Here is an 8363-nt window from a genome sequence, read left to right on the forward strand (position 1 = left end):
GCACACCCTCAAGGCCGCCGAGAGACATCCGACCACCTCAAAGAAGAGGACGCTTCACATGGCCGAGACCACGACCAAGATCGCAAACGCGCGGTACGCCATCACGGTCGACGAGCGACGACGCATCATCCAGGACGCGTCCATCGTGATCCGCGGCGATCGCATCGTCGCCGTCGGGCGGGCGGCGGATCTCGCCGATGTCCCGGCCGACCGGGTCATCGACGCCGGCCGCATGGTCGTGACCCCCGGCTTCATCAACACCCACGACCATCTGTACCCGCAGCTCATGCGCGGCCTGTTTCCCGACACGATGGTCGGTGCGCCGTACATCCGCGACAGCTGCGCGCTCCGCCAGTCGATGAACGACGAGGAGCAGTATGTGAGCACCCTGTCGGCGCTGGCCGAGCACCTCGCCAACGGCACGACGTGCGTGGTGAACCCCGGTGACGCGGAGCGCGTCGATCCCGCGTTCCAGGCCTACCGGGACAGCGGCGCCAGGGTGATCGTCGGACGGTGCGTCACCGATCGCCCGGACATCAGCCACACCCCCGTGATGTCCACCGAGGACGCGCTCGCCGATCTCGCATCCACGGTCCGCGCCTACGACGGCCGGTGCGACGGCCGCGTTCGGGCCTGGGTGATGCTCTCCTACGGGGTCGGCCCCTGCAGCCCCGAACTCCTGACCGGAGCCAAGCGGCTGGCCGACGAGCTGGGCACGGGCCTCACGTTTCACCAGTCGGCCCGCCAGGCGCAGGTGGACGACTCGATCAAGGCCTACGGGATGCGGCCGATCGAGTACCTCGCCGAGGTGGGGGCCCTCGGCGACAATGTGCTGCTCGGACACGCGGTCGCCCTCGACGAGCGCGAGATCGACCTCATGGCGCGGACCGGCACGAGGGCGGCGCAGTGCCCCGTACCGTCGCTGCGCCTGGGCTTCGGCACGACCAGGATCGGTAAGCTCCCCGAGCTGCTCGACGCCGGGGTGGTCGTCGGCCTCGGCACCGACAGCCCCGACTTCGCCTCCACCGACCTGCTGCGCACGGTGTTCCTCGCCGCCACGTTGTACAAGGACGCCCGGCAGGACACCAACCTGATACCGGCGGAGACGGCGCTCGAGATGGCGACGATCCGCGGCGCTGAAGCCGTCGGCCTTGCGCAGGACATCGGCTCCATCACCGTCGGCAAGAAGGCCGACCTCGTGCTGTTCGACACCGATCGGCCGGAGTGGAGCCCACTGCTCAACCCCGTCAACACGCTGGTCTACAACGCCGACGGCAGAAGCGTTCACACGGTTCTGGTCGACGGACGCACCGTCGTCGAGGCCGGGAAGCCCACCTTCACCGATCAGACGTCCCTCGTGTCGCGGCTCCAGCAGGCGTCCGAGTCGCTGATCGGGCGGACGGGCGTCGAGGTGGCCGCACCCCGCTGGCCGGTGGAGTCATGAGCGAGCGATCCGGACGCAACGGAATCGGCCGCGACCTCGCGGGCACGGCGGCGCTGGTCACGGGCGCGAGCAGTGGCATCGGCGAAGCCACGGCGCGCGCTCTCGCCGCGCGCGGGGCCGCCGTCGCACTGGTCGCACGCCGCGCAGAGCGCCTGGAACGTCTCGCCGACGAGATCGAGGCCGCCGGCGGCCCAGCGGTCGCACTCGCCGCCGATGTCACGGACGGGGACGCGGCAGCCGACGTCGTCGCTCGCGCCGTCGATCGGTTCGGCCGCCTCGACACCGTCGTCGCCAACGCGGGTGTCATGCTCCTGGGCCCGGTCGAGCACGCCGAGGTCGCCGACTGGGAGCGGATGGTCTCCCTCAACGTCATGGGGTGCCTCTACGTCGCTCGGGCGGCCCTGGGTGAACTCCTGCGTGCGGCGCGGCAGTCGGCCGACCAGGTGGCCGACCTCGTGCTGGTCTCGTCGATCGCGGGTCGCCGTGCGGACGCCGGGTCCGCCGTGTACAACCTGACCAAGCACGGCGTCGGCGCCTTCGCCGAGGCCCTGCGCCAGGAGGTCACCCAGCGCCACGTGCGTGTGTCGGTCGTCGAGCCCGGCCCCGTGACCACGGAACTCACCAGTCACCTCTCGCCGGAGCTCCGGGCACGCGCGGACGAGCGCTGGCGGGACGTGACGGTCCTCGCGGCCGACGACATCGCCGACGCGATCGAGTACATCGTCACCCGGCCGAGGCACGTCGCCGTCAACGAACTGGTCGTGCGTCCGAGCGAGTCGGTCTTCTGAGGAGGCAGCGATGATCATCGAGCGGGCGACTTTTCGCATCCGCCCCGGACACGACGACGCGTTCCAGGCCGCGTTCCGCGAGGCGGCGGGCGTCATCTCCGGCGCCGACGGCTTGGGGGCGGTCCGCCTGGCGCTGGGCGTCGGGCATCCGGGAACCTACCTCGCCCTGCTGGAGTGGGACTCGGTCGACGCCCACGTGCGCTTTCGCTCGTCGGAGCGCTTCGGCACGTGGGCTGGGCTGCTGCGCCCGCACTACGCGGCGCCGCCCGAAGCGGAGCACTACACGATCGTCGTCGAAGCTCATCCCGAGCGCACCGAGTGACGGGTGACGGTGCAGGCGACCGGGGTCCGCGAGGGACAGCCGGTCCCGTCGCCGTCGAACTGGACGATTCCAAGGCCAAGCCGCTCTGCAGGACGCGCTCGTGAAGTACCCGAAGCTCACGGTCAGGAGAGGCGCCCGGTACGGGGACATCCCGTATCTGCCGCGCACGACGGCCGAAGTCGCGACGAGGATGCTGATCAAGGCGATGCAGAGAGAGAAGCTCGACGAGCCCGCGATCGATGCCGTGACATTGAGCCCGTCGGGCCGCACCGGCATCGTCAAGAAGAACGCGGAAGCGTTCGAAGCGCAGTGGTGAGCACCGCACGGGCTGCGGCGCGTGACGCGTACCCGATGGACGGGGTCCGCGGCGAGTGCACCTGGTTCGACAACGAGCGTGTGATCCGATTCGGGCGTGACGCTCTGCCGAACGTCGGGTCGCTGTTGCGGGACCACGGTTTCGGGCGCTACGCGCGTTTGACGGCAGAGCGCGCGGGGGCATCGCCGCGCCCTGCCGAAGCGGGCGCCGCCGGCCGAACCCGGTCATCGCCGGTCCCCTGCAGACGGCCTCGCAGCCGATGCCGGATCTCGCCGCCCACGCGATGAACTCGATGGCGCGTGCGGCGGAGTCATTGCGGTCGGGGCAGACGGCAATCCCGCAGCCGACGACGCCGCACTGCCGGACCCGGGAGTCGAGCGCGACGGCATTGCGCTGGGAGCAATCTCGGCCGGCTTGTCGGCTGCCAACTCGCCTATCGCGTTTCACGCGCTTCGCCAAAGCCTCGCGCGCGTGCCGGGAGCCTCGGGGGCTTGCGCGTTCGTCCTGTGCGTCGAGTCTGGCGGCGATGGGCCGGGCCGAACCGGCGAACACGCGTCGGTCGCTCACGGCGCGGGAGATACGCGAATTGACGATGCCGTCAATCAATTTACACTGTAGTCCATCAGGTGACGTCGCAAGGTCAGGCTTCCCGCACGGAGCTCGATCCACGTCCGATTCCGGCTCAGGAGTCCACGATGCATCCCACTCATGACGACATCATTGAAATCGAACGAGTCCTGTCCCTCTGGGGGCACATCCTGGACGACAAGGCGTGGAGACGTCTGGGCGAGTGCCTCACGAACGACGCGATCTACGACGCCGGCGTGTACGGATTCGAGCCCGTCCAGGGCATCGACAGAATCGAGGCCGCGCTGCGCGACGGTGAACACGCGGCCGCCCATCACGTCACGAACATCGTCGCGATCCCCGCTGACACCGAAGTGACGCACGTCAGGTCCAAGGGCCTCGGGATCCTGCACGACGGCACCGTGAGCAGCGCCACGTACCACGACGACATGGTTCGCACCGCCGACGGCTGGCGCATCGCCAGACGAACGCTCGGACGCATGGGCTAGATCCGCCCGCCCCGCGCACGACACCGCAAGGGCGACGGCGTCACGGAGCGGCACACACCGCGGCCGTCCAGGGCCGCATTGGATCATGAAGTCGCATGCGAAGAATTATTGACTCTCTCGTAGAACAGTGCCACGATGGCATGGCCACGATGGCTCGACGAGGAGGGTGGCATGGTGTCCTTGGAGGCTGCTTTCAGCCGGACGGCGACACTCGGCCGCAGCCGCCGCCCCCAGGTCACCGTGGCCGGCACCGACGCGGCGCGGGCCACCTTGGCTCGCCCCCGCACGCTCAGCACGGACTCCTCGCCCGCCGGCTGAGCGGTGCCCCGCCGGGCGCACGTGCACTTCGGACCGGACGGCCCGAAGTCGCCCCGCTCGCCCGGTCCGCCCGTGACCGCGTCCGACGCGGTCACGAATCGAGCGCGATCCACCGACGCGGGTCCGGGAATCCCGCGTGAAAACTTGATCGTCAATTACGCAATGTGTATGTCGAAAAGGCAACTCAGGCTGTTTATCGGCCGAGGAGGTCATGGTGTCCCTTATCGGTATTGAGCGAGTGAACTACTTCGCACTCAACGCGAAGAATCCCGAAGTGGCGGCGAAGTTCGCGGTCGAGCGGCTCGGGTTCACCCTCGAGCATGCCGCGTCGGACGGCACGCACTACTTGAGCGCGCACGGGCTGGACCGCTATTCGCTGGTGTACAAGCCGGGTGAGACCCATGGTCTGCACCACGTGAGCTATGTGGTCAGTGACGAGCAGGCGCTGGACCGGGCCGGCGAGCACCTCGCTCGCGCCGGGGTCGAGGTGGCCCGGCACCTCGATCGCGAGTGGGAGTCCAAGCCGGCTCTGCGGTTTCAGACCCCGGCCGGTCATCTCATCGAGCTGACCACCGGAATGCACACCGAAATCCCGGTCGCCCATCTCATCGAGGCCCCGAAGTCGGGCGGCCCGAAGCCGGTGGTGGCCGACCACATCGGCCTCGGCGCCGCCGAATTCGAGGCCGAGGACAAGTTCGCCAGGGAGGTGCTGGGCCAGCTGCAGTCGGGCCGGGTCATGGCGGGCGACGTACAGATCATGTCGTTCATGCGCTCGCCCGGCCGGTTCCTTTACCACGACCTCGTCGTCGTCCGCACGCCCGAAGCCCGGGTGCACCACCTCCAGTTCAGCCTCAAGAACCTCGACCAGTTCTACGAGACGGCGGAAGCGCTGCGCGCCAACGACGTGGAGATCGAGTGGGGGCCGCTGCGGCACGGCACTGCGCACAACGTCGCCATGTACTTCCGGGACGCCGAGGGCTACTGGATCGAGTACTCGGTCGACGAGGAGATCATCCTGCACGACCCGACGTACGTGCCGCGCACCTGGAGCGTCACCGACAGCCACGCCGTGGACGAGTGGAACACCGGGCAGCCCCCGGTCGGACTGGTGGGTCCGCCGCCGGCGCCGCCGTCCGACGTACTTCTCGGCACCGACCTGGATGAGACGTTCGGCAAGGCAGGCGCCCAGTCATGACGCGCGCGACGGGCAGGCTGGTGCGGGGACAGTGAGGCTGGTTCGAGTCGCGGGTGCGGGGACCGGGCTCGTCGTGGACTCGGCCGGAACGACCTATGTGGTCGATCTCGCCGGGTCCGCGAGCGCGCTCGACGACGGCCCGGCCGAATTGATCAAGACGTTGTTCCCCGGTGGGTCGCAGAGCTGGCTCCCGATGATCAGGGCATGGCCCTCGGCGCGCGGCGCGCTGCGCACCCTTCTCGAGCTGGTCCAGGACGATCTCGACCGCGGCCGGGACCGGCTGGGGGCCCGCCCCCTGGCGAAGGTCCGGCTGGATCCGCCGCTGCCGGATCCGGCTTCGCGGATCTTCGCCATGGGCGGCAACTTCCCGATGCACACGGGAAAGATGGCCTCGCGGATGGAGCTGCCCGAGTCGTTGGTGTCGGGCACCGTCGAAGACACGCCGCCATGGGGCTTCTATGTGATCCCGGGAACCGTGGTGGGCCCGGGCGCGATCGTCACCCCTCCGGAGGGCACGGCGAAGCTCGACTACGAGGCCGAGGTCGGCGTCGTGCTGAGTGGGGACGAGCATCCCCGGGGCAGTGATCGCGTGTCGTTGTGGGGCTATACGGCGTGGAACGACTTCAGTATCCGGGACGACGCGCTCGGGCTGTCCAGAATCGATCACGGTCCGCTGACCTGGTCGTTGGTGAAGAACTTCCGGACGGGCAACAGCTGCGGTCCCTGGATGGTCGTCGACGAGGCCACCGACGTCGCCGACCTGAGGATCCGCTGCCGCGTCAACGACGAGCTCAGGCAGGACGGGACGACCGCGGACATGCGGTACTCGTTCGGCCGGATCGCGGGGCACGTCTCGCGGTTCGTCCCGCTCGGCGGCGGAGACATGATCCTGTCCGGGACGCCCGGGGGCACCGCGATGGAGGACGGCCCGGACGGCGCGTTCCTGCGCGACGGCGACGAGGTCGACGTCGAGGTGGACGGCGTCACACCGCTGCGCAACACCGTGAAGATGGGCTGAGGGCGCAGACCAGTACGTCGAGTGGTCTTCGCGGCCGGCCGACTCCCCGCCGCACCAGGAAAGGAAGAACACCGTGTCCCATGTCGTAGCCGGGCTCCGGCTGACCGAAGAGGCGGCGCTGACGATGCTCGGCGCGGCCGTGGACGAGGCCCGCAAGCGCGAAGCCCCGGTGGCGATCGCCGTCGTCGACACGAGTGGTCAACTGCGGGCCTTCGTCCTCATGGACGGTGCGGTGCCGTTCGCCCAGGAGGTCGTCCCCAAGAAGGCGCGTACGGCCGCCTATGTCGGCGCGCCCACGGGGGAGATGGACCCCGCGCTCGCAGCGCGGCTCGCCGCTGCTGCCACCGACTTCACCGACCTGCGTGGCGGTCTGCCCATCGTGGTCGACAAAGTGGTCGTCGGGGGCATCGCGGCCAGCGGGTCCTCCTCCGACAACGACGTCGCGATCGCGCAGGCCGGCCTGGATGCGTTGACGTGACGACCCCATCAGGAGGTTCAGGAATGGCTTCGGAACTCGATCACCTTGCCCAAGGCGTCAACCACGCCGCGTTTCCCACGTTCGACCCGGTCGGCACGGTGCGCTTCTACCACGAGATTCTCAAATTCCCCATCGTCCACTCCGTGTGTGCGGTCGGCTGGGGCCCGTCGGAGCACCCCGACTTCGTGCACTTCTTCTTCGACATCGGCAAGGGTGACCGGCTGGCGTTCTTCTACTACTTCGGTCTCGAACGGTTCGGCGAACCGGGGCAGGACGCACATGCCACACACGGTCCCGAGGTGCCCCGCTTCTTCCGCGACTCCCGGCATCTGGCCATCCATGTCGACTCCGAGGAAGCGCTGGACGAGTACCGCCGGCGCCTGGAGGACAACGACTGGGCGGTCGAGATGCAGGTCAAGCACGAGACCATCGAGTCGATCTACACGCACGACCCGAACGGCTTCATGGTCGAGTTCACCTACCCGACCCGCGAGATCACCAGGGTGGACGACGAGGACGCGGCGCTGACCGTACGGGCACTGCTCGACGTCGTGTCGGGCGACGAGGAGCCGACCCTGCCGAAGCTGTGGGCGCGCAAGGCGGAACTCATCGTCGCGGGTGTCGCGGCCGAGTTGGAGGAGGGAGGCCGGTGATCGAGCTGTACGTGCTCGACGTGCCGGAGTTCCGCGCCTTCATCGACCAGGGCACGAAGGTCGCGGACGAGGTGCACTCCGTCGGCAACTACGTCCAGTTGTGCGGAAGGAGCACCCTGATCATCGACCGCCGTGAGGCCGGTGTCCGGCCCGCGGTCTGGTACAGCGCCATCGGGGCGCTGCGCCACGGCAAAGTCGCACAGTTCGACAGGGACGCGCTGCGCGTCGAGCCCGAGTGACCAGGTCGGTCAGCAGGGTGACGCGGTAGCCGACCGGTTCGGCTGCTCAGGCGCTCCCACCCCCGCCCTCGATCAGGCGCCGCAGTGAGGGGAGCAACGCGTTGAGATCCTGACCGGTTCGGAACGCGACGACCATGGTGCCGTCGCTGACGGCGTCCAGGGGGAGGAGGACGGCGGAAAGAGCGCGAGCACCTCGCGCATCGCCCCGTCGACCTCCGCGATGCGGCCTGCGTCGAGCCTCCCGTCCACTGCGAGATGAACTCCCGGAAGAGACGCCGGCAACGGGCCACACTGGCGATCACTGGCGATCTCACGATCACGGAGCGCCGCTTGCCATGCCGACAGCCGGCGTTCTTCGGAGTCCGGCCGTGCCTCTTGCCCCGACCTGCCACCGAGCACTGAGCGGAAACAGATGAGCACCATCGACATCCACACGACCGCGGGCAAGCTCGCGGATCTCCAGCGCCGCATCGAGGAAGCGACGCACGCCGGTTCGGAACGCGCCGTCGAGAAACA

The 8363-nt window shown here is 68.9% G+C and carries 11 protein-coding genes; all 11 read left to right on the plus strand.

The window, feature by feature from the left end:
- The first annotated feature begins 58 nt into the window (after positions 1-58).
- Positions 59-1444, plus strand: a complete 1386-nt coding sequence (locus tag ACWCPF_RS43190) for an amidohydrolase family protein (RefSeq protein ID WP_451050631.1) — start codon at positions 59-61, stop codon at positions 1442-1444.
- The gene (locus ACWCPF_RS43195) at positions 1441-2232 is read left to right on the plus strand and encodes an SDR family NAD(P)-dependent oxidoreductase (protein ID WP_451050632.1); all 792 of its coding nucleotides are present in this window, start codon (positions 1441-1443) and stop codon (positions 2230-2232) included. Before ACWCPF_RS43190 ends, ACWCPF_RS43195 begins: the two co-directional genes overlap by 4 nt.
- A gap of 10 nt (positions 2233-2242) precedes the next feature.
- A complete protein-coding gene (locus tag ACWCPF_RS43200; RefSeq protein ID WP_451050633.1) occupies positions 2243-2554 on the plus strand; it encodes an antibiotic biosynthesis monooxygenase family protein in 312 nt (103 codons plus the stop codon).
- Between the two features lie 100 nt (positions 2555-2654).
- Positions 2655-2870: a hypothetical protein gene (locus ACWCPF_RS43205; RefSeq protein WP_451050634.1), complete on the plus strand. Its 216-nt coding sequence runs from the start codon at positions 2655-2657 to the stop codon at positions 2868-2870.
- Positions 2871-3565: 695 nt separating this feature from the next.
- Positions 3566-3946, plus strand: a complete 381-nt coding sequence (locus ACWCPF_RS43210) for a nuclear transport factor 2 family protein (RefSeq protein ID WP_451050635.1) — start codon at positions 3566-3568, stop codon at positions 3944-3946.
- Positions 3947-4081: 135 nt separating this feature from the next.
- Complete coding sequence (locus tag ACWCPF_RS43215) at positions 4082-4264, plus strand: hypothetical protein (RefSeq protein WP_451050636.1); 183 nt, start codon at positions 4082-4084, stop codon at positions 4262-4264.
- Between the two features lie 238 nt (positions 4265-4502).
- Entirely contained in the window at positions 4503-5459 is a 957-nt protein-coding gene (locus ACWCPF_RS43220) for a VOC family protein (RefSeq protein WP_451050637.1), read from the plus strand.
- Positions 5460-5490: 31 nt separating this feature from the next.
- The gene (locus ACWCPF_RS43225) at positions 5491-6477 is read left to right on the plus strand and encodes a fumarylacetoacetate hydrolase family protein (protein WP_451050638.1); all 987 of its coding nucleotides are present in this window, start codon (positions 5491-5493) and stop codon (positions 6475-6477) included.
- Positions 6478-6550: 73 nt separating this feature from the next.
- Positions 6551-6955 (plus strand): GlcG/HbpS family heme-binding protein, encoded by a 405-nt coding sequence (locus tag ACWCPF_RS43230; RefSeq protein WP_451050639.1) that lies wholly within the window; start codon positions 6551-6553, stop codon positions 6953-6955.
- 23 nt (positions 6956-6978) lie between these two features.
- Positions 6979-7608 carry a VOC family protein gene (locus ACWCPF_RS43235; protein WP_451050640.1) on the plus strand — a complete coding sequence of 210 codons (630 nt, stop codon included), beginning with the start codon at positions 6979-6981 and terminating at the stop codon, positions 7606-7608.
- Positions 7605-7847 carry a hypothetical protein gene (locus tag ACWCPF_RS43240; protein ID WP_451050641.1) on the plus strand — a complete coding sequence of 81 codons (243 nt, stop codon included), beginning with the start codon at positions 7605-7607 and terminating at the stop codon, positions 7845-7847. The genes ACWCPF_RS43235 and ACWCPF_RS43240 overlap by 4 nt, the downstream gene beginning before the upstream one ends.
- Positions 7848-8363 lie beyond the last annotated feature (516 nt).

This window comes from Streptomyces sp. NPDC001858, from assembly GCF_053594615.1.

What these genes read in the sequence shown, in the direction of transcription:
- ACWCPF_RS43190 (WP_451050631.1), top strand. Translation starts at nt 59, where the DNA reads ATGGCCGAGACCACGACCAAGATCGCAAACGCGCGGTACGCCATCACG.
- ACWCPF_RS43195 (WP_451050632.1), top strand. Translation starts at nt 1,441, where the DNA reads ATGAGCGAGCGATCCGGACGCAACGGAATCGGCCGCGACCTCGCGGGC.
- ACWCPF_RS43200 (WP_451050633.1), top strand. Translation starts at nt 2,243, where the DNA reads ATGATCATCGAGCGGGCGACTTTTCGCATCCGCCCCGGACACGACGAC.
- ACWCPF_RS43210 (WP_451050635.1), top strand. Translation starts at nt 3,566, where the DNA reads ATGCATCCCACTCATGACGACATCATTGAAATCGAACGAGTCCTGTCC.
- ACWCPF_RS43215 (WP_451050636.1), top strand. Translation starts at nt 4,082, where the DNA reads ATGGCATGGCCACGATGGCTCGACGAGGAGGGTGGCATGGTGTCCTTG.
- ACWCPF_RS43235 (WP_451050640.1), top strand. Translation starts at nt 6,979, where the DNA reads ATGGCTTCGGAACTCGATCACCTTGCCCAAGGCGTCAACCACGCCGCG.